A 26559-nucleotide genomic window follows, 5' to 3' on the forward strand; every position below is an offset into this window, starting at 1 on the left:
CCGGCTGGCCAGACATGGACGCGCCGCAGCCGGTGCCGGCGGCGCGGATCGTCCCCGCTAACCTGACCGGGTGGCGGCATCGCGCGCCGCGCGGCAAGTTGCTGGTGGATCCCGAGACGGGCCGCATCGTCTTCCCGGTGCGGCAACCCCCGAAACAGGGGGTGTGGGTCGATTATCACACGGCCTTCCCGGCCGATATCGGCGGCGGCGAATATCATCGTCCGCTCGCGCGGCCCGCCGACTATACGCTGTACCGCGTCAGCCGCGAGCGGCCGGGCGACGGGGTGTCCGCTTCGATCAACGCGGCATTGCAGGCGTGGCGCGACGATCCGGCGCACCCGCGCGCGGCGGTGATCGAGATCCTCGACAGCGCCGCCTATAGCGAGCCGCTGGCGATCACGCTGGAGGCGGGCCAGTATCTGCAAGTGCGCGCCGCCGATCGCACGCGCCCGGTGATCAGGCTGCTGGATTACATGGCCGACGCCTCGGACGCCTTCACGGTCGCGGGCAAGCGCGGCAGTCGGCTGGTGCTGGACGGATTGCTGATCGCCGGGCGCGGCCTTCGGGTGGCGGGGCCAAGTCGCGAGGACGAGGAGCGCTTCGCGGCCGGCGACCTGTGCGACGTGACGATCCGGCATTGCACGCTGGTGCCCGGCTGGGGGCTGACGTGCGACTGCGATCCGCGGCGGCCTGGCGAGCCGAGCCTGGAACTGGTCGACTGCACCGCGCGCATCCGCATTCAATGGTCGATCATCGGCGCGATCGAGGTCACCGCGGACGAAACCGCGGTGGACCCGGTCGCGATCACGATCGAGGACAGTATCGTCGATGCCACCGGCACCGCGCGCGCGGCGCTCCGCGCGTCCAACCTGCCGCTCGCCTTCGCCACCGCATCGTTCCTGCGCTGCACGGTGTTCGGCGGCGCGCAGCTGCACGCGATCGCGCTGGCGGAGAACAGCATCTTCACCGGTGCCGTACGCGTCGCGCGGCGGCAGACCGGCTGCATGCGCTACTGCTACGTGCCGCCGGGATCGCGCACGCCGCGCCGCAGCCATTGCCAGCCCGATCCGGCGCGCGCCGACGCCGCGACGCTGGTCCCGCATTTCACCAGCGTCCGCTACGGCAATGCCGCTTACGCACAACTGTCGACGTGGTGCGCGGCGGAGATCCGGCGCGGGGCGGACGACGAATCCGAACCGGGCGTCTTCCACGACCTGTTCCAGCCGCAGCGCGAGGCGAACCTGCGCCAGCGCCTGGCCGAATATTCCCCAGCGTCGACCGATACCGACGTCGTTTTCGCGAATTAGGAGCAGCCAGATGAAGGGCGATTTTTCCCGCGATACCTATCGGCCCGAGCGCCAGTACAGCCGCGTCATGATGCAGCAGGGCCGCGTGCAAATCGACGCCGACTGGAACGAACAGGCCGCGATCCTGCTGGGCTATATGCGCGCGCTGACCCGCGACCTGTTCGGGGCGGCGGCAGGGCCGGCGGACGAATGCGGTTTCCAGATCGTGACCATCGAGAACCGCGCGAGCCTGCCGGCGGAGGTCGCCGCGCAGGTCGACGCCGCGCTGAAGGCGGACAAGGGCGCGCTGGACGACGACGACCTGCTGATCCTGCCGGGGCGCTATTACGTCGGCGGGTTGCCGGTCGAGAGCACGGCGGCGCTGCGATGGCGCGCGCAGCCGGGCTTTCCGTTCGGCGATGCCGACGTGGATGCGCTGAACAAGCACGACTGGATCGCATATCTCGACGTGTGGGAGGAATATGTCGCCGCCGATCAGGCGCCCGACATCCGCGAGACCGCGCTGGGCGGGATCGACACCTGCGGGCGCGCGTCGATCCGCTGGCGGGTTCGGCTGCTGCCCGATGCGAGCGACCGCGCGGCGGTCGAGGCGATGACCGCGACCGGGAGCGGACGGTTGCGCGCACGCGCCAATCCGAGCGAGGCGGCGGACGACCTTTGCTCGATCGCGCCGGACGCGCGCTATCGCGGCGCGGAGAACCAGCTGTACCGCGTCGAGATCCAGTCCGGCGGTGCGGCGGAGGCGAAGGGGACGGGCGCGACCTTCAAATGGTCGCGCGACAATGGCGCGCGGACCTTCCCGATCGTGTCCGGGACCGGCAATCGCGTCACGCTGGCGCATCTGGGTCACGATGCCAACGACACGCTGGTCGAGGGCGATTGGGTGGAGATGACCGACGATGGCGCGGGCGGCAACGGGCTGCTGGCGCAGGTCGAGGCGGTGCGGCGCGACGACCTGATCGTCGAACTGACGCTGCCGGAGGGATCGGCGGCGCTGCCCGCTTATGCGGCGACGGAGGCCGCGGCACGTCATGCGCTGCTGCGGCGGTGGGATCATGCCGGGGACCGGGCAGTCGCGGGCGGGGCGCTGGCGGTGGTGGAGGCGCAGGAGATCGAACTGGAAGACGGCGTGCGGATCACGTTCGAAGCGGGGGGCAGTATCGCGCCGGCGATTACTGGATGATCCCGGCGCGCGTCGCGACCGGGGATGTCGAGTGGCCGGGCGTACCCGACGACCCACGCTACCAGCCGCCCGCCGGGCCGCGCCACTGCTACGCCCCGCTTGCCGCGCGGACGATCGGCGCGGCGGGGGCGCCGGCGCTGACCGACCTGCGATGCCGGATCGCACGGCTGCCGTGCGTCGACCCGGCCGAGGAAGCGCGCGTCGACGGCACCGCCCCGAAGCCGCGACCGCGCCGCCCAATCTGAACCGCGGTCATGTGGTTCGCAGCCGGACTATCGTCGATCCAGATCGCGACCCCGCTGAACGAGGAGCGTATCCCGGGCCCATCAGCGGCAAGGACGGTGCTGTCAGTCTAATGCGAACCCGTCTCTACACGATGCAATTCGGTCTTTGACGGCAAAGTTCAGCTGACGAGCGCCTGCCACTCCGCCAGTGCGGCGGAGCGTCGTTCGCGGTAGGTCTGTCGATCGATGAGGTGGCGCTCCAGGCTGAAGTGGTTGTGGACGTTGGCGTGGACAGAGGCGAACTTCTGCAGCGTCTTCATCTGCCGGAACCGCTGCATTGCCCGCTCTCGTCGTCGGAACGGCAGGTGGCTGTTTTCCACCCGGTTGTTCGCCCAGCGAGCGGTCTGCTGCTTCTCGGCGTTGCCAAGCTCGTTCATCGCTGCGCGGTAGCTGCGCAGACCATCGGTGGTGATCGCCTCGGGCGAACCATGCCGCTTCAGCGCCTTTTTCATGAACGCGAGTGCGGCTGCCTTGTCGCGAGTGCGGGTAACGTAGCTTTCCAGCACCTCACCCTCGTGATCGACAGCGCGCCACAGGTAGACCATCTCGCCGTTCAGCTTCACGTACATCTCGTCCAGGTTCCAGCGCCAGTGACGAAAGCCGCGCATCCGGCTTACCCGCTGCCGGCGGATGTCGCCGGCGAACAGCGGGCCGAACCTGTTCCACCACAACCTGACCGTCTCGTGGCAGATGTCGATCCCGCGCTCGAACAGCAGGTCCTCCACGTTCCGCAGGCTCAGCGGGAAGCGCACGTACATCAGCACCACCAGCCGGATTACCTCCGGCGACGAGTTGAAGTAGCGGAATGGAGAGGCTGGCTTGCGAGGGCGGGGCATGGCCCGCTCTACCCCACCATCATCCGATTACCAGCAGGTGCATTTGGTTTGACGATGCCTTCTCGATGCCTTCTCCCCCAGAATGCCGCAACTACCTCGTCAACTCACGGTATGGGTCAGCTTGATGTCATCCGACTCTAGATCGGGTAGGGTGCAGCCAGAAGGTAGTAAGACGCGGCCTTCGTTCCGATGAGACCGTGGAGGTCAGCTCCCGACCTCTTTCGCCCGTCAGATCATAACGGGCAGGCGGTCTCCGAGGCGAGATATCGGATCAACTGTCGTCCGGGCACGAAGAAATAGCCGCCGCCGCGCAACGTGACAAAGCGCGGCATCGGCTCCAGCGCGACCGGCCCGGTGCGCACCGGAATCGTAAAGCCGTTGCTGCCGACCTGTCCGTTCACCGTGATGGGATCGGTCTCGACATTGAGGCCGTGAAACTTGGTGCTGCCCATCCAGGTTTGCTGGATGAACTCGAACTGGCGTTCGAGATCGCCGTTTAGACACATGAACATCAGGCCGGAATTGCGATCGTCGTGCGCGGAAAAGCCGCGGCCGATGCGTAGGATGCGGTGGCGATTGGTGATCTCGACCTGCTCCATCGAACCGGGGCTGAGGCTGTCCCGCGGGTTGGCGCGGCGGATGTGTGCGCCGTAGGGGCAGCGCGTGCCCTGCGGATCCTCGGTGCCGAACAGGAAATCGTTGTCCGGCTGAATCGGTTTTCCGAATCTCTCGGTTCGGTCGCCCGACTGGACGGGGTGGCGTCGGGCTTTGCCGGGCGCGCGGTCTCGCGCATCGTCGCCGTCGCCTCCGCACCGGAGAGCGCCTTGAGCTTCGTCGCCGACATATAGGGGTTGCGCGCCAGCGAGGAGCCGTCCGGCCAACGCCCCATCATCTTGGCGGCGATGAACTCGGCATCGCAGATCGCAGGTTCGGGGAAGAAAGCCTTGAACGCCGTCGCCTGCCGCTCGCAATACTCCCAAAAGCCGACATGATCCTGTTCGAGCTGGCGGATCACCAGATAACTGCCGTTGAAGCCGATCAGCCGCGGACTGGACTTGATCGCGTCGGTGAAGCCTCGGTTATCGCCCGCGATCGGCAGCATCATCTCCGGGTCGTGCCGCGCATCAAGCAGCGGACCTGGCGGAATTGAGCCGCGATTGTCGGGATAGCCGAGGATGATCTCGCCTGGCTCGACCAGATGGATCGGATCGGCGTTGCGCAGGCCGCGATAGGTGCCGCGGATCGCCGGCTGCGACACGCCGTCGACGAAGCCGAACGGCTCCTTGCGGTCGATCAGCTTGTCGGCCACGCCTGCCAAGTCGATCTGGTCGCAAATCGTGCCGACGCCGGCCAGTCGCTCACCAATCTCGCCGGCAAGCGCTGCGACCGCGTCCTCGGTATCGCCATAAACCAGCAGCGCCGCGTCGACCGGATCGCAGTCCCACCACCAGTCCCGTGCTCCGGGATCGTCACCGAGGATGCGCGCACGCCCCTCGCCGCGCATCCCCACCCGGAACGCCGCCGGAAACGTCTCCAGCGCATCCTCCGGCAGGCCTAGATGCTCCAGCCCGCGCGGCGACAGCGCCAGGGTTACGACTGCCGGCGCGCTGATGTAGCGGCCGTCGTTGAAGGTGAGGGACGGCACTAGATCGCGCAGCAATGCGCGGTTGCGCAGCACGTCGCCGCCCAGCCGGATAGTCATCACCCGGCCCGCCGGCTTGAAGCCTAGGCCACCGAATACGATGCTCTGGATCTGCGTGGTGTCGAGCTTCTCGGGCGGGCGCGGCGTCGACCCCAACAGGGTCAGCCAGGCACTCGCCTCGCTCTCGGTCCGCGCGGCCAGGCCCCTGCGCACCAGCGCGTTGGTGCGGATGTTGGCGGTGGTCAGCGCTGGATACGCGCTGTACCAGAACGGCGTGTAATCCATGCTCTGCCGGGCAAAGCGCTTGAAGCGCTCGCCGTCCGTTGCGCCTTCGAGGAACAAGTTGCTGGTGCGCGGGAAGCCGACCGAGTTGGACCATGCGCCGGTCAGCCCCTCATGGGCCTTAGTGATGAAATCCTCGAGATAGCTTTCCCAGCTTCCCGCGTAATTAGAGAAGAACAGCACATCGCGGGTGCCCGGCAATGTCACCCAGCGGGCAAAATGGATTGTGCCGATATCGCCGAGAAAACCCGGCTTGGGGTTGAACCGGGTCACCCCCGCAATCGCCCAGAACGAGAGCCGGCCGGTGACAAAGCGCAGCAGGCCGGACTTGCGGATCGTGTGCGAGATCATGTGGTTGTGCGCGTAGCCGGGCGCGTTTTCGTGCGCGAACATGCGCTCAGCCTGTTCGAGTGTCGGCGCGCGGTCGGAGGTCGTGTCGCTCTTTTCCGCCTTGCGGAACGCTCTGTAGGCTATGCTTAGCACGATGGCGGTGAACAGCAGGATCAGCCCGATCCACGACAAAGCGAAGCCGAGCACATCGTGTGCGCTAACGGAACGGGCATGCGCCGGCCAGGCGAACCAACCCGCCAGCGGCACCGACACGAGCAGGATCGGCCAGAGGAAGGTCGCGATGAAGGACGGCGCCAGTGCCGCCGCTTTGCCGGCGATGCTCGGATCTTCGGGCGGGGCCGAGGACTCTGACACGAGATCGAAGGCATAACCCCTTGCCGGATCAGCCTGCAGCCCGCGCCGCACCGCCTCCAGGCAGGCGAGCGCCGAGGCATGCTCACCCGGCGCGGCGAGCAATCGGGCGACCTCCGCGGCGAGCGCTTCCTCCTGCTTGATGCGCACCACCGAATGATCGGGTGTACCGGCGAAGACGAGCCCGGCTGGTTTGAACAGGGTTTGTCCGACCGTGACGCTGTGCCGCTTCAGATACGCGCCGAGGCTGGCCGCGGTAATGTTCGGGTCAGCGACCTGGAACACCGGCAGCAGATATTGCCCGGCGCGTTGGGCAAGCTGGTTCAGCGCGGCATCGGCGGTGCCGTCGGCCGACATTTCGAGGACGAGAAAGGCGTAGTTTTCGCGGTGTGAGCGGATAGCGTGCAGGCTGGCGAAGTGCAGGAACTCGCTGCCCGGCGCACCGCCGATCGCGGCGCGAACCGCATCGCTGGCGGGGTTGCCTAGCATGTCTATCAGCCCGCGCGCCTGGTCGACCCGATCGACGGGGATCCGCGACACCATCGTCAACATCGCGTGCGTCATGCTGAGAATCCCCGGTTAGTTGAACTCGACAATGAGCGTGCTGGCGAAGGCGCCGCGCTTCTTCAGGCGCCCCGCGTTGCCCCGCGCGCGCCGCAATCCCGCGCGCTTCAGCAGCGGCTTGATCATCAGGTGCAGGGTCGCGCGGTTGATCTCCAGCCCGAAGCACTGGTGCACGCCGTAACCGAAATGGATATACTGATCCGGCGACCGCCCGGCGTCGAAGCGTTTCGGCTCGGGCAGGCCGCGCTCGTCGCGCATGGCCGAGGCGATGCTGGCCAGCACCGTGCCGCCGGCAGGGATCGTTTGTCCGCCGATCGTCCGCGCGGCGAGCGCGATGCGCGGCATCCACGGCGCGAGCGGATCGAAGCGCATCGCCTCCATCAGATGCGCGGCGAGCCCGCGGTCATCGTCCGATTGTGCCGCCGCCTGCGCCGCCGCCAGCGCGAGCGGACGACGCAGCAACTGCTCCATCGCCTGCGGCACCACCATGGGCGGCTGCGGCGGGCCGCCGACCAAGATGCCGGTCATGCCCGCGACGATCTGCGCGTCGCTGAACCCCGGCTTGCCCGCCGCCTGCGCCGCCATGCAGCGCGCGATCACATCGTTGCGGCCGGCGGGCGCGGCCCGGCAGCGATCAATCTCCTGCTGGATATGGCCGCGCATCAGTGGCGCCATTTCGGAGACCTCGACCTTCAGCGGCGCGTCGCTGCCGACGAACTGATATTCGAACAACCGCGTGCCCCAGCGATACAGTTCCGGGCCTACAGGAGCGGTGAGGCCGAGATAGTGCGCAACGAAATCGAACGCGACCGTACGGACCATCTCAACAACGTCGATCCGCCCCGGCGCCGCTGCGACCATCGCCTCGGTACGCGCAGTCACGTCCGCCGCCAGCATCGCCAAGTCTGCACGCTGCACCACACTGCGCAACGCCGCCAGCGCGGCGCGGTAAGCGTCGCCATCCGGAAGGCCAAGAATGAAGGGCTCACCGTCCATTATGACGTCGAGCTTCTCGCGATAAGGCGTGCCAAAGATCGCATCTTCGGCGAACACCGTGCGCACGTCGTCATGTCGGGTTACGAGATAGGTCTTTCCGATCTTCAGGACTGGCCAATGATCTCGCAGTAAGCCGAATAAAAATGGAAGCAGATTTTGGCTGCGGTCCATCAACCATTGCCCAAGCAACCCCGGTCCGGGGCGTAGAATCGAATCGGCAGCTGGCACTGGCGAGTCCCCCTCACAGCTTCGCTCTAGCGGCAGATCATGTATTTATATCCCATATTCCTGGGTGCGCGCAACGATTATTGTAATTCTTAAAATGCTGCGACTATTTTTACATTTTAACCGTATGGATCTGGCGTGATAACGTGGATCGGAATCCAATCTCTCCGGCATCTTTGTTTTTGGGCGGGGGTTGAATAACTCGCTTGAAAGAGCTGCGACTCACGAGATGACGATTAGGCCGTTGTGCGACCGAAATCGGGTCGCCTTGGTGACGGTCCGTTTCCGGGGGGGGCAAGACGGTGCTGTCAGTCTAATGCGAACCCGTCTCTACACGATGCAATTCGGTCTTTGACGGCAAAGTTCAGCTGACGAGCGCCTGCCACTCCGCCAGTGCGGCGGAGCGTCGTTCGCGGTAGGTCTGTCGATCGATGAGGTGGCGCTCCAGGCTGAAGTGGTTGTGGACGTTGGCGTGGACAGAGGCGAACTTCTGCAGCGTCTTCATCTGCCGGAACGGTGCTGTCAGTCTAATGCGAACCGCTCTCCACACGATGCACTTCGATCTTTGACAGCGACGTTTAGCTGACGAGCGCCTGCCACTCCGCCAGCGCGGCGGAGCGTCGTTCCCGATAGGTCTGTCGATCGATGAGGTGGCGCTCCAAGCTGAAGTGGTTGTGGACGTTGGCGTGGACGGAAGCGAACTTCTGCAGCGTCTTCATCTGCCGGAACCGCTGCATTGCCCGCTCTCGTCGTCGGAACGGCAGGTGGCTGTTTTCCACCCGGTTGTTCGCCCAGCGAGCGGTCTGCTGCTTCTCGGCGTTGCCAAGCTCGTTCATCGCTGCGCGGTAGCTGCGCAGGCCATCGGTGGTGATCGCCTCGGGCGAACCATGCCGCTTCAACGCCTTTTTCATGAACGCGAGTGCGGCTGCCTTGTCGCGGGTCCGGGTAACGTAGCTTTCCAGCACCTCACCCTCGTGATCGACGGCGCGCCACAGGTAGACCATCTCGCCGTTCAGCTTCACGTACAACTCGTCCAGGTGCCAGCGCCAGTGACGAAAGCCGCGCATCCGGCTCACCCGTTGCCGGCGAATGTCACCCGCAAACAGCGGCCCGAACCTGTTCCACCACAGCCGCACCGTCTCATGGCAAATGTCTATTCCGCGCTCGAACAGCAAATCCTCGACGTTACGCAGGCTCAGCGGGAACCGCACGTACATCAGGACCACCAGCCGGATCACCTCGGGTGAGGAGTTGAAATACCGGAAGGGCGAGGCAGGCTTGCGCAGGCGGGACATGCCCCTGCCCTACCCTCACCGGCTTACCAGCCGGTGCATTTGGTTTGACGGAGCCTTCGCTCCGCCACGCTGGAGAAGGACCGCTTCTACGCAGGCGAGATTTGCTACATTCATTTCCCACCAATTTAATGGATGATGAAGCCAGGAGGTAGCTTATGTCTCTCAAGCTTGGCGACGTCGTTCCCGATTTCACGCAGGATTCCACCATCGGTCCGTTCCGCTTTTACGAATGGGCAGGTGCGAACTGGGTGGTGCTGTTCTCGCATCCCAAGGATTTCACCCCGGTCTGCACGACCGAGCTCGGCACGGTCGCCGGGCTCAAGGCGGAGTTCGATCGCCGCGGGGTGAAAGTGGCGGGTCTGTCGGTCGATCCGCTCGACAGCCACGCCCGCTGGGCCGATGACATCGCGGAAAGCCAGGGTCATGCGCTGAACTTCCCGCTGATCGCGGACAGCGACCGTTCCGTGTCGCTGGCCTTGGACCTGATCCATCCCGGCGCATCGGACACCACCACCGTGCGAACGGTTCTCGTCGTCGATCCCGCGAAGAAGCTCCGCCTCACCCTGACCTATCCGGCCTCGACCGGGCGCAACTTCGCCGAGATCCTGCGCGTCATCGACAGTCTGCAACTGACCGACCGGCACAAGGTGGCGACACCGGCGGACTGGCAGCAGGGCGACGACGTCATCATCGTCCCCTCGGTCGACGACGAGGCGGCCCGTGCGCTCTTCCCCGACGGCTGGCAGGCGCCGCTCCCGTATCTGCGCACCGTCAGGCAGCCGGCGTGAGTAGCACGCCACGCGCGGTCGAATGGCCGACCGTGGCGCTGGCCGTCGTCATCTACGGCGGCTGGCTGGCACTGACGGCCTTTCATGCCGTTCTCCCGCTTCCGGTGGTAGTCATCGTCGGTGCGTGGCTGGTGGCATGGCACGGCTCGCTCCAGCACGAAACGATCCACGGCCATCCGACTCATTCGGCGGCCGTCAATGCCGCAATCGGCGCGGTGCCGCTGGCGCTCTGGCTGCCCTATGGCATCTATCGCGACAGCCACATCGCGCACCACCGCAGCCCGCACATCACCGATCCCCGCCACGATCCCGAGTCCCGCTACGTCGCCCCCGGGCGCGCGCGGCGATGGGTTGCCGTGATCCAGTCGACGCTGGCGGGACGATTGCTGTTCGGACCGGCACTGGCGATCGTGTCGCTGGCCGCGACGGAATCGCGTCGGTTGCGCAGCCGACCGGTCGCCGTTCTCCGCGACTGGGCGCCGCACCTCGCCGGCGTCGCGGTGGTGGTCGCATGGCTCGAAGTGACCGGCCTTGGCGCGGTCCGCTATGTCGCGCTGATCGTCTATCCGGCGTTGTCGCTCACGTTGCTGCGCTCCTTTGCGGAGCACCGCGCCGACATCCCCGGGCCGAGCCGCGCCGCCACCGTGGAGCGTGGCGGGCTGCTCGGGCTGCTGTACCTCAACAACCACCTCCATACCGCGCATCACGACCGCCCCGATCTCGCCTGGTATCGCTTGCCCGCACATCAGCGGCGGCACCAGGCGCGATTGGTGGCGCAGGCCGGCGGGGTGCACCGCAGCTATGGTGCGATCGTGCGCCGCTACGCATGGCGCCGCCACGACGTGCTGGTCCACCCCGATCTGGGGGCGCCGCGGTGATCGCGTCGCTCGGAATGTACGATCATCCGGCGCAAGGCTGGGCCAACGATGCGATCTGGTCCGCGATCGCGGCCCGCCTGCGCGCACGCGGCATCGCCGCGCCCGTCGCCCTCGATCGGACACGATCGGTCGAGGATAGCTGGCACGCGCCCGACCTGCTGCTGGCACAATGCTGCGGTTATCCGCTGGTCGCCGACACCAGCCTGGACCTTCGCGTGGTGGCAGTCCCGCATTACGACGTGCCCGGTTGCGCACCCGGTCGCCACGTCAGCTACCTCTTGGTGCGCGACGTGGACGATGCCAAAGATCTCGCGGCGTTCCGCGGCCGGATCGCCGCGATCAACGCGCCGCTGTCGAACACCGGCGCGAACCTGTTTCGCGACATGCTCGCGGACGTGGCGGATGCCGCACCGTTCTTCGCGGCGGTTGTGACCACCGGCTCACACCGGCAAAGTGCGTTTGCAATCCGCGCCGGTGCCGCCGATATCGCCGCGATCGACGCGGTCACCTATGCCGCACTGGGGCGCTACGAACCGGAGGCGCTTACCGGACTACGAACGGTCGCGGTCACGCGCTCCTCCCCGACGCTACCTTTCGTGACGGCGCGCGCCACGCCGATGGAGACGGTCGCGGCGCTCCAGGCGATACTGTCGGACGTAGTAAGAGATCCGCAATTGGCGGCGGCGCGCGCCGCTCTGTTCCTGTCCGACATCGTACCCTCCGGCGGACACCGCTATGCTGCGCTCCTAGGTTTGGCGCGTGACGCGGCATCACGCGGCTATCCCGAACTGCGATGAGTAGGAGCAGCGGATTAGCGCATAGTTTCACCGACAAACCTTTACAAAGCCGTCCATGAAGTGGCTCCGAGAAAGGCCTGACAGCGTCTCGCTCTTGAATAAGATTAGGGCATATGACTAACGGCACGACTACGGGTTACAACGACGGCGAGGTCAGTGGGCGCTTTTGCTTCGACCCACAATCGGTCACTAGGGCTCACCTACCTTCTTCCCACATCTGGCCGCTCGTTCATCTTGAGAGATGCCAGATTATGGGTCAGTCAGGTTGGGAGGATTGCGCCGTTTCGATACGACCCCGAACTCCTACCTCCTTCGCCCACTCGTTCCAAAGTGTCTCAAGGCGCCTCACAACCGCGGCATTGATTGCAGCTATATCCTTTGTCTCAGTGCGATCAATATTGAGATCGTAGAGCTCCCAAGCGCGATACACGGGCGAGCTCGGACCCGGCGCTCGAGCGACCAATTTCCACCGTCCATCGATCACAGCGCGTGAACCCTCGTGCTCGAAGAAAAGCGGTCGCTGACGAGTTACCGCGTGCCCAGTTAACGCAGCCTCGAGAGAGACGCCATCAATGGGCGCGCGGCTTGCCTTCGGCGTGACATGACCCAGCGCCAACAAAGTCGGCGTGACATCGACGACGTGCGCCGCGTCCGTGACGGTCTCACCCTCGCGGTGCGCCATGTGACCGGGCCAGCTCATCATAAAGGGCGTGTGAGTCCCGCCCTGATAAGCTTCTGCCTTCCACCAGCGGAATGGCGTGTTGGCTGCGCTAGCCCAATAGCTCCCGATTGCCGCCATCGTAGTTTCGCCGCCGATCGTCGCCACGTCGGGATACTCTCCATATTGGACACGTCTGCCGTCGCGCGTCTCGCTCCAACGATCGTAATCGGCATAGGTCATGATCTCAGGCGACGCGCCATTGTCGTTGAGAAACATTATGACCGTGTTCTCATACTGCCCGCTAGCCTTCAGCGCTTTGATCAAGCGACCGATCCCTTGGTCCATCACGTCGATCATCGCCGCATGAGTGGCCATCTTGCGGACCTGCACCGCGCGCTCTGCGGCAGTAAGGTTGCTCCAGGCAATGCCAGCGTTATTCTCATATCCTCTGTCGAGCGCCGGCACACGATCGATCGCCGGGTCGACCAGGCCAAGCCGCACCTGTCGCGCGTAGCGGTCTGCGCGCAACCGCTCCCAGCCGCCGACGTAGCGCGGCAGGTACTTCTGGATCACCTTTTCGGGCGCCATCAATGGCCAGTGAGCCGCGGTGTAAGCCACGTACATCATGAAAGGCTGCTTGCCGCCACCGAGCCGCCGCACCTCACCGACCGCATGATCGCTGATCGCGTCGGTAAGGTAGAAGCCCTTCGGGACCGTTTCCACGGGTGTGAAGTCGTCCACCAGGCTGAAGGGATCGTAATAGTCGTCGATCCCCCAGATCGTGCCCCAATGGTGCTCGAAACCGCGCGCGGCGGGGTAGGTCGTGCGGTCGCCAAAGTCGCGATCACGGTAAGCCTGATGGTTGAGCCACTTCAGCTGCTCGGTGCGCTCCTTGAGCGGAACCGCGGCAGTCAGGTGCCACTTGCCAATCATCGTCGTCGCATAGCCTGCGTCCCGAAGTTCCTCAGCTACCGTAGGCACGTCCTTGGACAAGCTGTTGCCGTTCTCGCCCATGTTGACGCGGTGAGGATAACGCCCGGTCAGCAGGCTGGCACGCGAAGGGCAACACCGTGACATGTTGTAGAAGTTGCTGAACTTGAGCGAGTGGCGAGCAAGCTCGTCGAGGTTGGGTGTATCGATCTCGCCGCCGAACGCGCCAATGTCGCTGTACCCGATGTCGTCTCCCATGATCACGATCATATTCGGTCGCTCCGCGGACCGAACGAGCGGCGCTGCCGCCCTGACGACCGTCAATGCGCTTGCTTGGGGATGCGCATCTGCCGTCCCTGGGGCGAAAGAGGCCGCCAGAGCGACGCCGTTGCTGAGTGTTCGCAGCAGTCGCGATCGGGGGCGGGAGGCGTCAGAAGTCATGGTCTTCTACCCTTCGGTCATCGTCTATGCGGATGAGCCCCGGTGTCCGCTTCGATCATGCAGCTTTCCGAAACGGACAGCACCGGGTTGTCACGCAGGTCTCAGAACACGCCACGCACGCCAAAGACGAAGCGCCGGTCGGCAATACGCTCCTGCGTCAAGGGACCATTGATGAAGATGGCGTTCTCTTTGTTGGGCGAGGCCGTGAGGTTGACGCCCGAGAAGGTCACGGCGAACTTTGGGTTGATGTCGATGCTGACAGAGGCGTTCACCTGGCTCCGCTTGTCCTGGTAAAGAGGAAGGTTGTTGGTCACGTCGGTCGCCTCGGTGCGCAAGAAGGGATCGCGGTAGGTGTACCGGACACGGGCGTTGATCCCGTACTTTTCGAAGAACAGGGTAATGTTGTAGTTGTTCTTCGACAGCTCCCTGAGCCCGAACGGTATGGTGACGAGCGCGCCGCCTACGAGCGCCGATGGCACGGTGAAGGGCACCGATCGCTGACCGTCCTGGTAGGTGTAATTGGCGATCACGCCGAAGCCGCTCAACGGGCCTGGCAGGTAGGTGAAGCTATGCTGAAAATCGACCTCGACGCCCTTCAGCGTGGCATCGCCTTGGTTCTGCGGCTGGTTCACGCCAGTGCAGACACCAACGGCGCCGGTCAGATCCACCGCGACCGGATTGAAGATCCCGCCAATGCAATTGGCCTGGTTGAAGAAGCCGACCGCCTCGTCACGAAGCACCGGAGGCTGTGCAATGGTGACGACCAGATCGTGATATTTTTTGTAGAAGCCACCAACCGAGAAGATGCTGTTGCGGTCGAAGTACCATTCGATCGCGGCGTCGAATTGATCAACCGTCTGCGGCTTGAGATCGGGATTACCCACACTGACGTAGTTGTTGACGACTGGGAAGACGGCGCTGGGCGCAAGCTGCGAGAAGTCTGGCCGGCGCAGCGAACGGCCGTAGGATGCGCGCAGCAGCACGGATTGAACGGGCTGCACACTGAGAATCGCGTCCGGGAGAAGATATGAATATTCCTGGGTCGCCACTCTCGGCGTCGACGTGCCGCCAGTCACGAGCAGGCCGGAGGCGGTCTGCTTCGTATGCACGTATCGGGCACCCAGCTCGGCGCGCACGTTCATGCCGAAGGTGTCACCCTCAAGGTTGAGCTTGCCGTATCCCGCATACGTCCGCTCTTTCACTGAGAAGCGAGCGCTGAGATCCTCCGGCGGCGTGGCTGCCAGGCCTACGGCAGCCCGGGCAGCGGCGGGATCGTCGGTCAACGCGCCAGCCACCACGAAGCCGCCAAGATACTGGTCGCCCGTAAAATCGAAGAAGTCGGTTGGCGCCCGGCGATAGAGGCTCGGCTGCGAAGCCGCACTCACGCCGGGGAAGGTCGCTGACACCTGGGTCGTTTTGTCGCGCCGCGAGTCGGTCTGATTGAGGCGCGCACCGATGTCGATCGACTTGAGCACGCCGAAATCTGCCGCCCAGTGCAGATCAGCCCGCTGCGCATTCTCCACGTTGTGGAAGCGGGTATAATTGTCGCGCGCGATGAAGGTGGAGTAATAGGCCGGGTTCGCGAGGTTTGCCGCGAGGGGCTCGACGCGTCGGGGGCCAGGTATAGATCGTCGCGTGTGAGATCGAAGAGAAGCGGTGGGCTGATCCGACCTGGCGCGGTGTTGAAGGCCGCACCAGGATTGGAATACTGCGCCACTAGCTGGAAGTTGGCGTCGAGCGTGTCCGACCCTGCCCGGCTTGCCTCGAACTTGAGCGTGAACGGGCCATGCTCCCACTCGCCGCCGCCCGCGACAAGGTACGACTCGGTGTCGCGCGTTGGGCTCTCGCCCGTGGAGCGGAACTGTACTCCGCTTAGGGTACCCTGGACCATCTGGCGGTAGCTGACGCCGCCCGATTGGCGCGTCTCGAAGCGCGCGTTGGTTAGCGGCAGCTCGGTGAGCGGCGGCTGAAGAAATACGCCGGGCTGATCCCCGTCGTTCTGCTGATTGACATAGGTGCCGTCGACGAAGAGCTTGAGCGCGCTCGTCGCCTGCCACTCGGTTGATCCGTTGACGGTCTTGTTCTCGCGGTGACGACGCAGGAAATATTGCCCCACGAAGTTGGGAGCGAGGTATGGGTCGGCGATCCCGTCGCCGGTAATATCCACACCGGTGCGCGGCGCATAGCGGACGTTCAGCGTGTCTTCGCGCACGTCCTGGGTCTGGTAGCTCCCCGACAGCACGACGCCGATCGCGCCGATGCCCGTGTTAAAGGTCCGGCCGAAGACACCTGAGACAGTGGGGTTGTAGCGATCCGCCTGATCGGCATACTCCATCTGTGCCCGGATGGCCGCCAGCGGCTGCTTGAGTGCCAGACCGCGATAGGTGCGCAGATCGACGATCCCACCAACCGATCCCTCGACCTGGTCGGCCGTGGGCACCTTCGTGACGCGGACCGAAGCGATGATCTCGGCCGGGACGTCGTCGAAACTGATGCCGCCGCGCGCGTCGCCCGAGGGCGTCGTAACACGACCGTTGATCAGCACGAGGTTCTGCGAGGAGCCCCGGATCGACACCGAACTGCCCACGCCGGCAGACCGGTCAATCTGGATGCCGGTGACGTTTTCCAGAACCTCGGCGAGATTTTGGTCAGGAAGTTTCCCCACGTCTTCGGCATTAATGACGTTGACCACGTTGATCGCGTCGCGCTTCTCGCCGATCGCACTTCGGACTGATTGCCGGATGCCGGTCACGACGATGTCGCCGCTGCCCTGTGCCAGCGCCCCCGCACCCACCCGATCGCCGCCCGCCTGATCCACAGCCGTGTCTGCCGCGACCGTTTGTTCTGGAACGTCCGACGCCGTCGCCTGCGCGCCGGCAGCGCTTGCCCACAACGTTGCAAACGCCACGCCAGAAAGTACCCGCGCTCGCGCGGTGGTCTTGATTCGGTTCGTCACATTTTCCCCTTTTCCCTGCCCGGCTCGCGACGGTCACTACAACCCGCGCTTGGTTGCCTCGCTGCCATTCAGATCGGAAAGGGGGAATTCACGGCTAACGTCAACATAAACAACTGAAACTGAGGCATAGCTGAAGTTTAGAGGCTAGGCCTCACGGCGCGGCTATGGCGGCATTGAGGAGTGAAGACATGCCATTCTCGACGACGCGGCGCGCGCTGCTTGCAGGTACGGCCGCGATGGGCATATTCGGCCGGGCCGCCGCGCGCGAAGCGGGCCGCAGCCGCCTGCCGAACGTCGTAATCATCTACGCAGATGATCTCGGTTACGGTGACGTCGGCTGTTACGGCGCAACTGCCGTCAGAACACCGAACATCGATCGTCTTGCCGCGGAGGGCTTGCGCTTCACCAACGGTCATGCGCCGGCGGCCACCTGCACGCCTTCGCGGTACGCGTTGCTGACGGGGCGCTATGCGTGGCGGCAGAATGGCGCACATATCCTGCCGGGAGACGCTCCAGCCCTCATCCGGCCGGGCATGGCGACAATGCCGTCGGTGCTGCGCGACGCCGGTTACCGAACGGGCGTCGTTGGCAAATGGCACCTCGGGCTCGGTGACGGCCACATCGACTGGAACAAGGACATCAAACCGGGACCGCTCGAGATCGGCTTCGACTATTCCTACATCATCCCAGCGACCATCGATCGCGTTCCATGCGTGTATGTGGAGGGCAGACGCGTCGTGGGTCTCGACCAATCCGATCCGATCCAGGTCGATTATCGCCAGAAGGTCGGATCAGATCCGACCGGTCGCGAGAACCCAGACTTGCTGCGGCTGAAGCCTAATGATGGCCATGACGGCACGATCGTCGACGGCGTGAGCCGCATCGGTTTCATGAGCGGCGGCATGAAGGCGCGGTGGAAAGACGAGGAGATGGCAGACCATCTCGCCGGAAAGGCAAGCGCCTTCATCAAGGACAGTGTGCACGCCGACCCGACCAAGCCCTTTTTTCTCTACTTCGCGCCGAACGAGGTGCATGTTCCGCGTCTTCCTGCGGCCCGCTTCCGCGGCGCGACGGCTATGGGCGCGCGCGGTGACGTGATCGCCGAACTTGACTGGTGCGTTGGAGAGGTGCTGAAAGCGCTAGTCGACGCGGGCGTCGAGCGCGACACGCTGGTGGTGTTCAGCAGCGACAACGGCCCTGTGCTGGACGACGGCTACGACGACGAGGCCGTGACAAAAGTCGGCACACACCGTCCGGCGGGACCTTTCCGCAGCGGCAAGTACAGCATCTACGACGGCGGCCTGCGCGTACCCATGATCGTCCGCTGGCCCGCAGGCGTTAAGGCCGGTGGCACGTCGTCGGCACTGATCGATCATGCCGACCTGACGGCCAGCCTCGCGGCACTGACCGGACAGCCGCTGGCGCCTGATGCCGCCGTCGACAGCTTCAACATGCTCGCTCCGCTACTCGGGCGCAGTCGCGAAGGCCGTAGCTTCGTCATTGAGGAGGCGAGCACCGTCGTCTCGGAGAAGGCCACGCTTGCCAAAGGGGCCGGCGGCAGCATCCTGGCGCTGGTGGAGGGCCCGTGGAAGCTGATCCGCGCGAATGGGGGGCGGCGCGCTTCCACGGCAATGAGATCGGTGCCGCGCCGGCTCCACAACTGTTCAATCTTCTTCACGACCCCGACGAGCGTAACGACGTGTCCGCACAGCAGCCGGGGATCGTCAAGGCGATGGAACGCCGTCTAGCGGCCATGGTGGCGGCTGGCCGGACGCGCCCGCGATGAGGAGCCGGCATGCTGGCATGAAGCGCATCCCCGCGGGGGCGTTCGCGATGGGATCAAACGACTTTTACATGGATGAACGTCCAGTTCGGCAGGTAGATGTCGACGGCTTCTGGATCGACGAGACGCCGGTCACCAATGCGCAATTCGCCCGCTTCGTGAAGGCGACCGGCCATGTGACCTTCGCCGAAATCGCGCCTGATCCGGCGGATTACCCGGGCATGGATCCTGCGCTCGCTGCGCCGGGCTCAATCGTGTTCGTGCCGCCAGCACAGCCGGTCGATCTCGAAGGCGACCCGATCTGGTGGCAATTTGTCCTCGGCGCCGATTGGCGGCACCCGCTCGGCCCAGACAGCTCGGTCGAGCAGCTTGCGCGACACCCCGTCGTCCACATCGCGCATTCCGATGCCAAAGCCTACGCAGCTTGGGCAGGCAAATCCCTTCCGACGGAAGCCGAATGGGAGTATGCCGCGCGCGGCGGACTTGCTGGCGCTTCGTACGCTTGGGGTGACGACTTCATGCCAGAAGGCCGTCGAATGGCGCAGACTTGGGACGGACTCTTTCCTTGGCACAACGCGGCGCCACTGGATCGTCAGCGCACAGCGCAGGTGCGGGAATATCCTGAAAATGGATTCGGGCTTTACGATATGATCGGCAATGTCTGGGAGTGGACAGCGGACCGCTACAACGCTGCACACGAGAGCGAGACAGCTCACCGCTGTTGCGGAGGAGCCGCAGTTGACCCAGTAACGGACAGGTATGTGGCCAAAGGCGGGTCGCATTTATGCGCCCCCGAATATTGTCAGCGTTACCGCCCAGCCGCACGCTGGCCTCAACCGAAAGACACCACTGCGTCCCACATGGGTTTTCGCTGCATTATGCGTTAGCAGGATTGAGGATGGAACGTTGACGTCGCGCCGGTGAGAAAGCGGCGCTGAGCCCAATTATTGCCTGCCATTCAGCAAAGCTTTTCGAGTTCCCAACTCTTTTCGTTTGTTCGTTGACAATTGGCGAGGGCATTAACCGCTTTAACGTTAAGACTATTTCCTGGAATTTACCGACGTAGATATCAGGCTGGGCATGAGGTCCCGCCAATCGAGCACTTGCTTCGGCTACCGTTGTGGCATTGCTTCATGTGACTAATCCGTTGATGCGACTGCGTCCGGCAGACCGACCTTGATCTCGATACGCCTGTTCTTGGCGCGTCCCTCCGGGTCGTCGGATCCATCAAGATTGCGGTTCGGCGCGACCGGACGTGCCTCGCCCAGCGCGATGACCGATATCCGATCGGCAGGGACGCCTTTCTTAAGCAGGTAGTCGCGTGCCGCCTCTGCCCGTCGCCGCGACGACAGGAGATTGGCCGCATCCGAGCCGCTCGAATCGCTGTGGCCCCAGATGGTGATTGGGCCACCGAGGCGCAAAACTGGATCGGCGATCAATTCGTCGAGGCGGGCCATGCCCGCCGGATCGACGTCATACCCTTTGGCGGGAAACCCGACAGTCATTTCGGCCGGCTTCGCGGGCGGCGTCGGCGTTGGGGACGGCTCGATATCTGGACGGATGATCGACTTAGTCGCCTCCTCCATGTTACCCTCGACCTGATCGTTGCCGGGCGGCGATCCGTCCTCGACGGTCCGGGCATTTGCCGGCGGTTCCGCGGTGTCGTTCGCCGGCATGCTGGCGGGCTGACAGGCGGCCATGCCTAGGCAGAGCAAGGTCGCCGCACCGATCCGCCGCGCCCGGCTGTTCCACTGCGATACCATCATGCGACACTCACTCCAGCTTGGATGGATGGACTAGCGTTAGGGTCGCCATGCCGCGAGGGTCCGTAGGACACCACGACGTCACCGCTTTGCGGTGCCGGGCGGGCGGCGTGGGTGAAGAAGCGGATGCGACCGTCCTTGCGGAGGACGAACAGCATGTCCGCTTCATTCGGCAAGATCGAGCGGACGTCGTCAAACTTGAACTGCTCGCTGATCCGCGTCTTGCGGAAGGTCCATCCGGCCGCCTCGCGCTGCAGGATGTCGTCCACCCCATGGCCGGCTGTGAACATCGCCCGTCCGCGAAGGGCTTCCGGCAGACTGCGGCGATCCTCGTCGTCACCGCTCGCCCCCAATTGATACACCGAATCCCGCCCGATCTCGTGCGCGAACTCACTGCACACGAGTGCGTTATACGCCTCATTTTCCGTGGTTGCGGCCAAGACCTGGAATTGCGTGAGATCGAGCCGCTCGTCGGTCGCTTCGGCCAAGATCTCGCCATGATAGGTGTCGATCGCCGCCTGCCGTGCACCGGCCAAGCGCTGCCAGCTCGTATCGGCGATCATCACCGGCAGGCCTAGGGACTGGAGTTGCCGCGCCAGCGAGACGCTCCAAGGGGTGCTGCCGACGATCAGCAGCCCCTTCTGGGTCGCACCGGTAACCTTCAACCAGCGTGCGACGTGCCGGATGCTGAAGCCATGGGCGATGATCGTCGCGACGACGACAGCGAAGGAGAGAGTGACCAGGATATTGCCGTTGCCATAGCCGAGCTGCTCAAGCCGCAGCGCGAAGAGCCCGGAGACGGCGACCGCGACGACACCCCGTGGCGCGATCCAGGCGATCAGCAGCCGCTCGTTCCACGGAATTTTGCTGAACGCCAAGGCAAGCAGGACGGTGGCAGGGCGGACGAAGAGCAGCAGGGCAAGCAGAAAGGCCGCGAAGCGCCACTCAAACGAGCGCAACACGCTGAAGTCGAGCGATGCCGACAGCAGGACGAAGACGCCGGAGATCAGCAGGACGGTCACGTTCTCCTTGAACGGATGTATATCGCGCAACGAATCTAGCCGCATATTGGCGACGGCCACGCCCATCACGGTCACCGCAAGCAGGCCGGTTTCCTGTTGGATGAGGTTGGACAGGGTGAAGGTGCCGATCACGGCAACGAGGAGGACCGGCGCCTTCAGATACTCGGGCACATGCCCTCGCGGAAACGCCCATGCGATGGCGCGCGCCATGCCATAACCAATCAGGCCCGACACCATCGCCGCGGCAAGCAGCGCCGCGACGACGGAGAGCAAGGTGCCCCCTTCATCGACTCGTCTCAGATATTCGTAGGTGATGACGGCACAGAGCGCACCAAACGGATCGTTGACGATCGCCTCCCACTTAAGGATCGCGCGTGGTCGCGGAGCGATGTTGCTCTGACGAAGCAAGGGAATGACCACTGTCGGCCCTGTCACCACGAGGATGCCGGCGAACAGTATTGCGACCGGCCAGACCAGCCCGGCGACGTAGTAACACGCCAGTGCGCCCAGGAACCAGCCGACCGGTATGCCGATTGCCATCAAGCGGATCACTGCCCCTTCGGTCTTGCGCAATTCCCGGAAATTGAGGCTTAACCCGCCTTCGAACAGGATCAACGCCACCGCGACCGCGATCATCGGTTCGAGCAATTCGCCGAAGGTATATTTGGGGATGATCAGCCTGGTGACAGGGCCTGCAATGACGCCGGCCGCTAGCATCAGCGCGATTGCCGGCCACCCCGTCCGCCACGCCACCCACTGCGCCCCGATCCCCAAGGCGCCGATCAGCGCGATAACGAGAGCCTGCTGTTCCATAGGGTGGCTTAACCGGAGAGCGCGCGGAAGGTAACCGACAACCGGCATTTAGCGGCTTCGTTCATGACTGCGCCCGTATCTCCACGTTCAGCGATGGAGATACGGAAGCGCAGCAAAACAGCAGTTTTCGAGCTTGCCGTTCGCTCGGCGGCTGCAACCAAGTTGCAAGCCACCGCTCAAGCTAGCGGGCACGGTGACCCACTATCGGCCATTCAGCAGCCTTCTCGCGCTTCCCAACTGCCGTCGTTCGTTCATGTGAATTGGTTGAGCCCCGGGGAACCGTGGAGGCTGGCACGGCACGACGTGGAGTGGGACAAGGCTACCGTTCGCCGTCGCCCGCGAGAACGTCCGGTTGTGCCAAAACTGGTAATTCGTTGCGCTTGACGCTGGCGCTTATAATTGCGGCCAGATACTGTCTATGGCGATGAAAAAGTCTTCGGTCGCTCAGCAACCAAGTTATCCCAGGCTCTCGCAAAATCCACAGGATGAACATGCGTTTTGGGAGCTCGGCTCACGGCGGTTCGAGCAATTTGCGCGCGCACTGCATGCAGCCCAGCCCGACATCCTCAGCACGAACCTATACGGTCCCGATGGACAAGAGCAGTTTGGTGCTGATCATATAGCATTTCATCGAAACGACCCGGCGCCTTATCTCGAAGTGGGTCAATCCAAAGCCGAACGGCGGTTCGGGCAAAGCGACATCCGTGCAGCCGCTGACAAGTTCATTGAACATTGGGACGGTCACTGGCGGGAAAAGGACGTTCGTCATTTCATCCTATTCGTTGGCTGCGCCATCAAAAGCCGTCAGGCGTCTGACGAGATCATCGCCCAAACCCAGAAATTTGCAGCCCTTGGCATCCAATTTTCGGTGTGGGACTCGTCCGAAATCTATGATCGGCTGCCCGGTGCGAATGTCGCAGTTCGAACCTATCTTGGCCAAGACTGGTATGAGCGAATATTCGGCAAGCCCACAGGGCCACTCACCGGCTTGCAGCAGGCTCTCGAGCGCGGTTGGGACCTGAGCGCAGTCAGCCTCCAACATTATGTGACCCGGCTCAATCAAGCTGAGACCGGTGAGATCGCGGAGCTCAAGTGCCGTGCAAGGCGGGGAGAAACGCCTCGCGTTATCGCGGAACTTGAAAGTGCTCTGCGCTCTGAAGGGTGCTGTCAGTCTAATGCGAACCGCTCTCCACACGATGCAAGTCGGCCTTTGACGGCGACGTTCAGCTGACGAGCGCCTGCCACTCCGCCAATGCCGCGGAGCGTCGTTCCCGGTAGGTCGGTCGATCGATAAGGTGGCGTTCCAGGCTAAAATGATTGCAGAGGTGCTGTCAGTCTAATGCGAACCGCTCTCCACACGATGCAAATCGGTCTTTGACAGCGACATTTAGCTGACGAGCGCCTGCCACTCCGCCAGCGCGGCGGAGCGTCGTTCCCGGTACGTCTGTCGATCGATGAGGTGGCGCTCCAGGCTGAAGTGGTTGTGGACGTTGGCGTGGACAGAGGCGAACTTCTGCAGCGTCTTCATCTGCCGAAAACGCTGCATCGCCCGCTCTCGTCGTCGGAACGGCAGGTGGCTGTTCTCCACCCGGTTGTTTGCCCAGCGAGCGGTCTGCTGCTTCTCGCGATTGCCCAGCTCGTTCATCGCTGCGCCGTAGCTGCGCAGACCATCGGTGGTGATCGCCTCGGGCGAACCATGCCGCTTCAGCGCCTTCTTCATGAACGCGAGTGCAGCTGCCTTGTCGCGGCTTCGGGTGACGTAGCTTTCCAGCACCTCGCCCTCGTGGTCCACCGCCCGCCACAGGTAGACCATCTCGCCGTTCAGCTTCACGTACATCTCGTCCAGGTGCCAGCGCCAGTGACGAAAGCCGCGCATCCGGCTTACCCGCTGGCGACGGATGTCACCGGCAAACAGCGGACCAAACCTGTTCCACCATAGCCGCACCGTCTCGTGGCAGATGTCGATTCCGCGCTCGAACAGCAGGTCTTCCACGTTGCGCAGTGACAGCGGGAAGCGAACGTACATCAGCACCACCAGCCGGATCACCTCTGGCGACGAGTTGAAGTAGCGAAACGGTGAAGCTGGCTTGCGCGGGCGGGGCATGGCCTTGCCCTACCTCCCTATCACCCGATTACCAGCCGGTGCATTTGCTTTGACGGTGCCAGCGCACGGCATCACGCATCACAGCTTGATGCCGGCACCCTGGAGCGCAGTATCGATGCGTTCATCGACTTCCCGCTTCGTCTCGGCCCAAGCCGGCACCGTCGCGAGCAATCGCTGCTGCCAGGCAACGAGATTGGGATATTCATCGAACGGCACCTTGGTTCGCTCGTTCTGCGAGAAGGGTGCAGCGATATCGATGTCGGCCAAGGTCAGCTTACCGCCGACGATAAAGGGGCTGTCCGCCAAGTGAGCATCGAGGACGGCGGCTGCCGCCCGGATCTTGGCGAACGTCAGCGCGGTGATGCTCTCATCCTCGGGCTGACCCATAAAGCGCTTGCCGATGCGCTCATCGAACGTGAGGGTCGCAAAGACGCGCCACTGCTCGCCCGACCAAAACATCCATTGTAGCACCTCGTAGCGTTCGCGCGGCGTGGCGCCGAGCAGCTGGCTGCCCGCTTTGTCTGCAAGGTAGAGGTTGATCGCGGAGGCTTCGTACAGGACGACATCGCCGTCGACCATGACGGGGGACAGTCCATGAGGGTTCAGCTCCAGGAAGTCGGCCGTGTGGCTCTCGCCCTTGAACAGGTCGATGTTCACCCGCTCGATGGGAACGTTCATGATCGCCGCGGCGGAGGTGACACGGCGCAGGCTGCCCGAACCGGGATCGCCATAGATCTTGATCGACATAGGAGACATTCCTTAGGAGAGAGGCAGATACGATCGGCGGCGCGGGTGCATCGGGTCACACATCGAAAAATGGGCACTGGCTATCCGACCGGTCTGCCTCCCAGCTATGTTATCCGCGAACGTTTGTGTACGGGTCACTTGCGGACAACATATATCCGGAATTCGAATGAATAATCGTTGGCAGGAGATGGCCGTGTTTGCCCGAGTGGCCGAATGCGGCAGCCTTTCGCGCGCAGCGCGTGAACTCAGCCTCTCGCAGCCGTCGGTATCTCGGATCGTCAGTGCGTTGGAGGCGCGGCTGAGCACGACGCTGCTGTTGCGGACTACACGCAGCGTCTCCCTGACGGATGCTGGCGCCCTGTATATGGAGCGAGCGCGACGTCTGCTTGCAGAAATGGAGGAGGCCGAGCAGGCGACCCGTGGATTGGATTCGCTGCACGGGGTCATCCGCCTTGCGATGCCCGTGTTGTACGGCACGCGGGCGATCATCCCGGCCATGGCACCGTTTCTAGCAAGGCATCCCGACCTTCGCGTCGAGATTGTAATGAGCGACACACGCCAGAACCTCGTCACGGACGGTGTCGATATTGCCATACGGGTAGGCGTCGGACCGCTGGATAATTCCAGCTTCGGTGCCCGCAGATTGGCCTTGGTCGAACGGCTGGTGGTTGCGGCACCGTCGTATCTGCATATTCACGGTTCGCCAGCCGATCCGGTCGAACTCACGAGACATGCCTGCATCATCCAGCACGGCCTGTTCGGTCGCGAGAGCTGGCGCTTCACGCATGGTCAAACTGTTGCTGCCGTTGACGTTTCCGCAAAGCTCTCGATCAGCTCAGCGCCGGGCGTGCTGGCAGCGGCAGTTGCGGGCATGGGTATCGCGCTCGCGACCCGCATCATGGCCGGCGAGGAACTGCGAACCGGGCAGCTCACCCAATTGCTCGAAGCCTGGCAGCTCGCGCCAGCCGAGGTCCATGCCATCTTCCCGGCTGGTCCAAAGCTTTCAGCAAAGGTCAGGGCGATCGTAGATCACCTCGGCGAGGCACTAAGCAAACCATAGTGCCTCGGCGAGATGCCGCCTTTCCTGAAATAGCATCGTTTGCGGGAAGGCGCCTATCGGGCAGCGCGGTTTGAAAGGCTCGTCGTAGTCCACCACTTAGCGCAATCCAATTGTCGCAAAAATGCCGACATTTGAGACGTCCGAAACTTAGAACATTCGCGACATGTCGGCTGCCCCGTTACCCCGTCACTCTTGGTCAGTTTCGGGAAAGAGCAATTAAGAACTGGTTTTGAGAATGGCCATAATGGAGGCAGTGAGCCCCTGCCCTAACTGGCCGGCTTTCTCGCTCGACCTTCCCAATCGGAAAAGGCAGCCGCCCCGCGCAATGTCGGCTATCGCAGTCCACCTCACCGGAAGCGGCCCTTCCGCTGTCGCCCCACTTCCGGCCATTATCAATGCCGGACGATGGCCAGCATCAAACCGATGAGGATCATAATCACAAGTAGAGTGGTTCTGCGGTAAGGCACCATCAGCCGATTATCACCCGGGGCGTTTGGCTT

General features: G+C 63.8%; 21 protein-coding genes and 3 pseudogenes. 10 read left to right on the top strand and 14 right to left on the bottom strand.

Translation table 11 applies throughout. The annotated features are described in order from the left end of the window. The first annotated feature begins 14 nt into the window (after positions 1-14). From QP166_RS13405 to QP166_RS13415, 3 genes are read left to right on the top strand one after another with little or no spacing between them, the layout of a single operon-like run. Positions 15-1307: a hypothetical protein gene (locus tag QP166_RS13405; protein WP_333916356.1), complete on the top strand. Its 1293-nt coding sequence runs from the start codon at positions 15-17 to the stop codon at positions 1305-1307. A gap of 10 nt (positions 1308-1317) precedes the next feature. Continuing rightward, positions 1318-2490 (top strand): DUF6519 domain-containing protein, encoded by a 1173-nt coding sequence (locus tag QP166_RS13410; protein ID WP_333916357.1) that lies wholly within the window; start codon positions 1318-1320, stop codon positions 2488-2490. Continuing rightward, the gene (locus QP166_RS13415) at positions 2487-2735 is read left to right on the top strand and encodes a hypothetical protein (protein WP_333916358.1); all 249 of its coding nucleotides are present in this window, start codon (positions 2487-2489) and stop codon (positions 2733-2735) included. The genes QP166_RS13410 and QP166_RS13415 overlap by 4 nt, the downstream gene beginning before the upstream one ends. Before the next feature lie 158 nt (positions 2736-2893). On the opposite strand, the gene QP166_RS13420 is transcribed toward QP166_RS13415, so the two are convergent. From QP166_RS13420 to QP166_RS13445, 6 genes and pseudogenes are all read right to left on the bottom strand, one after another. Then, entirely contained in the window at positions 2894-3610 is a 717-nt protein-coding gene (locus tag QP166_RS13420) for an IS6 family transposase (RefSeq protein WP_333916359.1), read from the bottom strand. 233 nt (positions 3611-3843) lie between these two features. Further along, the gene (locus QP166_RS13425; protein WP_333916360.1) at positions 3844-4209 is read right to left on the bottom strand and encodes a hypothetical protein; all 366 of its coding nucleotides are present in this window, start codon (positions 4207-4209) and stop codon (positions 3844-3846) included. Next, complete coding sequence (locus QP166_RS13430; RefSeq protein WP_333916361.1) at positions 4122-6800, bottom strand: hypothetical protein; 2679 nt, start codon at positions 6798-6800, stop codon at positions 4122-4124. Before QP166_RS13430 ends, QP166_RS13425 begins: the two co-directional genes overlap by 88 nt. Before the next feature lie 15 nt (positions 6801-6815). Then, on the bottom strand, positions 6816-7853 hold the full coding sequence (locus QP166_RS13435; protein WP_333916362.1) for a cytochrome P450: 1038 nt from the start codon (positions 7851-7853) through the stop codon (positions 6816-6818). Positions 7854-8385: 532 nt separating this feature from the next. Then, a pseudogene (locus QP166_RS13440) lies at positions 8386-8541 on the bottom strand (IS6 family transposase); the annotation flags it as partial. Positions 8542-8599: 58 nt separating this feature from the next. After that, positions 8600-9316, bottom strand: coding sequence for an IS6 family transposase (locus QP166_RS13445; protein WP_333916364.1), 717 nt, complete (start codon positions 9314-9316; stop codon positions 8600-8602). A 155-nt stretch (positions 9317-9471) separates the two neighbouring features. On the opposite strand from QP166_RS13445, the gene QP166_RS13450 reads away from it, so the two are divergent. The 3 genes from QP166_RS13450 to QP166_RS13460 are packed head-to-tail and all read left to right on the top strand — an operon-like array spanning position 9472 to position 11779. Next, complete coding sequence (locus QP166_RS13450) at positions 9472-10104, top strand: peroxiredoxin (RefSeq protein WP_333916365.1); 633 nt, start codon at positions 9472-9474, stop codon at positions 10102-10104. Continuing rightward, complete coding sequence (locus QP166_RS13455; RefSeq protein ID WP_333916366.1) at positions 10101-10982, top strand: fatty acid desaturase; 882 nt, start codon at positions 10101-10103, stop codon at positions 10980-10982. Before QP166_RS13450 ends, QP166_RS13455 begins: the two co-directional genes overlap by 4 nt. Continuing rightward, a complete protein-coding gene (locus QP166_RS13460) occupies positions 10979-11779 on the top strand; it encodes a PhnD/SsuA/transferrin family substrate-binding protein (RefSeq protein WP_333916367.1) in 801 nt (266 codons plus the stop codon). The genes QP166_RS13455 and QP166_RS13460 overlap by 4 nt, the downstream gene beginning before the upstream one ends. Positions 11780-12035: 256 nt before the next feature. Here QP166_RS13460 and QP166_RS13465 read toward each other — a convergent pair whose 3' ends face one another. From QP166_RS13465 to QP166_RS13475, 3 genes and pseudogenes are all read right to left on the bottom strand, one after another. After that, positions 12036-13640, bottom strand: a complete 1605-nt coding sequence (locus QP166_RS13465; RefSeq protein ID WP_333916368.1) for an arylsulfatase — start codon at positions 13638-13640, stop codon at positions 12036-12038. 272 nt (positions 13641-13912) lie between these two features. Continuing rightward, on the bottom strand, positions 13913-15868 hold the full coding sequence (locus tag QP166_RS13470) for a TonB-dependent receptor domain-containing protein (RefSeq protein WP_333916369.1): 1956 nt from the start codon (positions 15866-15868) through the stop codon (positions 13913-13915). A 353-nt stretch (positions 15869-16221) separates the two neighbouring features. Next, positions 16222-16767 (bottom strand): annotated as a pseudogene (locus tag QP166_RS13475) (TonB-dependent receptor plug domain-containing protein); the annotation flags it as partial. A 188-nt stretch (positions 16768-16955) separates the two neighbouring features. Here QP166_RS13475 and QP166_RS13480 point away from each other — a divergent pair. Next, the gene (locus tag QP166_RS13480) at positions 16956-18515 is read left to right on the top strand and encodes a sulfatase family protein (protein ID WP_333916370.1); all 1560 of its coding nucleotides are present in this window, start codon (positions 16956-16958) and stop codon (positions 18513-18515) included. 55 nt (positions 18516-18570) lie between these two features. Continuing rightward, positions 18571-19437, top strand: coding sequence for a formylglycine-generating enzyme family protein (locus tag QP166_RS13485; RefSeq protein WP_333916371.1), 867 nt, complete (start codon positions 18571-18573; stop codon positions 19435-19437). A gap of 252 nt (positions 19438-19689) precedes the next feature. Here QP166_RS13485 and QP166_RS13490 read toward each other — a convergent pair whose 3' ends face one another. Both QP166_RS13490 and QP166_RS13495 read right to left on the bottom strand, forming a co-directional pair. Continuing rightward, entirely contained in the window at positions 19690-20313 is a 624-nt protein-coding gene (locus tag QP166_RS13490) for an OmpA family protein (protein ID WP_333916372.1), read from the bottom strand. Next, positions 20313-22148 (bottom strand): cation:proton antiporter, encoded by a 1836-nt coding sequence (locus QP166_RS13495; protein ID WP_333916373.1) that lies wholly within the window; start codon positions 22146-22148, stop codon positions 20313-20315. The genes QP166_RS13490 and QP166_RS13495 overlap by 1 nt, the downstream gene beginning before the upstream one ends. Before the next feature lie 418 nt (positions 22149-22566). On the opposite strand from QP166_RS13495, the gene QP166_RS13500 reads away from it, so the two are divergent. Further along, positions 22567-23379, top strand: coding sequence for a hypothetical protein (locus QP166_RS13500; RefSeq protein ID WP_333916374.1), 813 nt, complete (start codon positions 22567-22569; stop codon positions 23377-23379). On the opposite strand, the pseudogene QP166_RS19045 reads toward QP166_RS13500, so the two are convergent. The 3 genes and pseudogenes from QP166_RS19045 to QP166_RS13510 all read right to left on the bottom strand — a co-directional run. Beyond that, positions 23372-23473, bottom strand: a pseudogene (locus tag QP166_RS19045) (IS6 family transposase); the annotation flags it as partial. The gene QP166_RS13500 and the pseudogene QP166_RS19045 overlap by 8 nt on opposite strands. A 62-nt stretch (positions 23474-23535) precedes the next feature. Further along, complete coding sequence (locus QP166_RS13505) at positions 23536-24252, bottom strand: IS6 family transposase (RefSeq protein WP_333916331.1); 717 nt, start codon at positions 24250-24252, stop codon at positions 23536-23538. Positions 24253-24330: 78 nt separating this feature from the next. After that, a complete protein-coding gene (locus QP166_RS13510; protein ID WP_333916375.1) occupies positions 24331-24999 on the bottom strand; it encodes a glutathione S-transferase family protein in 669 nt (222 codons plus the stop codon). 166 nt (positions 25000-25165) lie between these two features. Between QP166_RS13510 and QP166_RS13515 the strand changes: the two genes are divergently transcribed. Further along, positions 25166-26059, top strand: coding sequence for a LysR family transcriptional regulator (locus QP166_RS13515; RefSeq protein ID WP_333916376.1), 894 nt, complete (start codon positions 25166-25168; stop codon positions 26057-26059). Positions 26060-26559: the final 500 nt, after the last annotated feature.

It is taken from the genome of Sphingomonas sp. LR60, assembly GCF_036855935.1.
Classification (GTDB): Bacteria; Pseudomonadota; Alphaproteobacteria; order Sphingomonadales; family Sphingomonadaceae; genus Sphingomonas.

Bases quoted from the DNA above. Each gene is read 5' to 3' on its own strand.
- QP166_RS13405 (WP_333916356.1), top strand. From the start codon at position 15: ATGGACGCGCCGCAGCCGGTGCCGGCGGCGCGGATCGTCCCCGCTAAC.
- QP166_RS13410 (WP_333916357.1), top strand. From the start codon at position 1,318: ATGAAGGGCGATTTTTCCCGCGATACCTATCGGCCCGAGCGCCAGTAC.
- QP166_RS13415 (WP_333916358.1), top strand. From the start codon at position 2,487: ATGATCCCGGCGCGCGTCGCGACCGGGGATGTCGAGTGGCCGGGCGTA.
- QP166_RS13420 (WP_333916359.1), bottom strand. From the start codon at position 3,610: ATGCCCCGCCCTCGCAAGCCAGCCTCTCCATTCCGCTACTTCAACTCG.
- QP166_RS13425 (WP_333916360.1), bottom strand. From the start codon at position 4,209: ATGGAGCAGGTCGAGATCACCAATCGCCACCGCATCCTACGCATCGGC.
- QP166_RS13430 (WP_333916361.1), bottom strand. From the start codon at position 6,800: ATGACGCACGCGATGTTGACGATGGTGTCGCGGATCCCCGTCGATCGG.
- QP166_RS13445 (WP_333916364.1), bottom strand. From the start codon at position 9,316: ATGTCCCGCCTGCGCAAGCCTGCCTCGCCCTTCCGGTATTTCAACTCC.
- QP166_RS13450 (WP_333916365.1), top strand. From the start codon at position 9,472: ATGTCTCTCAAGCTTGGCGACGTCGTTCCCGATTTCACGCAGGATTCC.
- QP166_RS13465 (WP_333916368.1), bottom strand. From the start codon at position 13,640: ATGATCGTGATCATGGGAGACGACATCGGGTACAGCGACATTGGCGCG.
- QP166_RS13480 (WP_333916370.1), top strand. From the start codon at position 16,956: ATGCCATTCTCGACGACGCGGCGCGCGCTGCTTGCAGGTACGGCCGCG.
- QP166_RS13485 (WP_333916371.1), top strand. From the start codon at position 18,571: ATGAAGCGCATCCCCGCGGGGGCGTTCGCGATGGGATCAAACGACTTT.
- QP166_RS13490 (WP_333916372.1), bottom strand. From the start codon at position 20,313: ATGGTATCGCAGTGGAACAGCCGGGCGCGGCGGATCGGTGCGGCGACC.
- QP166_RS13495 (WP_333916373.1), bottom strand. From the start codon at position 22,148: ATGGAACAGCAGGCTCTCGTTATCGCGCTGATCGGCGCCTTGGGGATC.
- QP166_RS13500 (WP_333916374.1), top strand. From the start codon at position 22,567: ATGGCGATGAAAAAGTCTTCGGTCGCTCAGCAACCAAGTTATCCCAGG.
- QP166_RS13505 (WP_333916331.1), bottom strand. From the start codon at position 24,252: ATGCCCCGCCCGCGCAAGCCAGCTTCACCGTTTCGCTACTTCAACTCG.
- QP166_RS13510 (WP_333916375.1), bottom strand. From the start codon at position 24,999: ATGTCGATCAAGATCTATGGCGATCCCGGTTCGGGCAGCCTGCGCCGT.
- QP166_RS13515 (WP_333916376.1), top strand. From the start codon at position 25,166: ATGAATAATCGTTGGCAGGAGATGGCCGTGTTTGCCCGAGTGGCCGAA.